The sequence below is a fragment of the Pseudomonas sp. EA_5y_Pfl2_R50 genome, assembly GCF_963970475.1.
Taxonomy (GTDB): Bacteria; Pseudomonadota; Gammaproteobacteria; order Pseudomonadales; family Pseudomonadaceae; genus Aquipseudomonas.
In genome coordinates this window covers 1-503 of sequence record NZ_CAXAPT010000131.1, presented here as the reverse complement: position 1 = coordinate 503, position 503 = coordinate 1, and the positions used below count along the sequence as shown (strand labels likewise).

The 503-nt window shown below is 67.2% G+C and carries 1 protein-coding gene; it reads left to right on the top strand.

The annotated features are described in order from the left end of the window. On the top strand, window positions 1–503 hold a 503-nt coding region (locus AACY19_RS27065; protein ID WP_339454564.1), incomplete at both ends, for a penicillin-binding transpeptidase domain-containing protein.

The window sequence follows — 503 nt, the reverse complement described above, 5'->3', positions numbered from 1 at the left end:
TCTCGGGCCGATTACGCTGCGCCAGGCGTTCGCGCGCTCGTCCAACGTGGCAGCGGCACGGATCACCCAGCAAGTCGGCGTCGCCAATGTCATCCAGGCGGCGCGCGATCTCGGCGTCACCTCGCCCATTCCCAATGAAGCGACGATCGCGCTCGGCACGTCGAGCATGTCGCTGCTCGAACTGACCTCGGCCTATGCCGCGATCCTGGCCGAACGCTATCCGGTCCACGCGCACGGGCTGGAGGCCGCTCCGGCGGAGCACGGCATCATGGCGGCGCTGACCGATCGCACGCGCGCGCTCGACGGCACGATCCATGACGAGATGCTCGATTTGCTCTCCGCCTCCGCCGAAACCGGCACCGGGCGTGCCGCGGCTCTCTCGGTCAAAACCTATGGCAAGACCGGCACCACGCAGGACAGCCGCGATGCCTTGTTCGTCGGCTTCGCCAATGGCCTGGTCGTCGGCGTTTGGGTCGGCAATGACGACAACACCCCTAATGCCG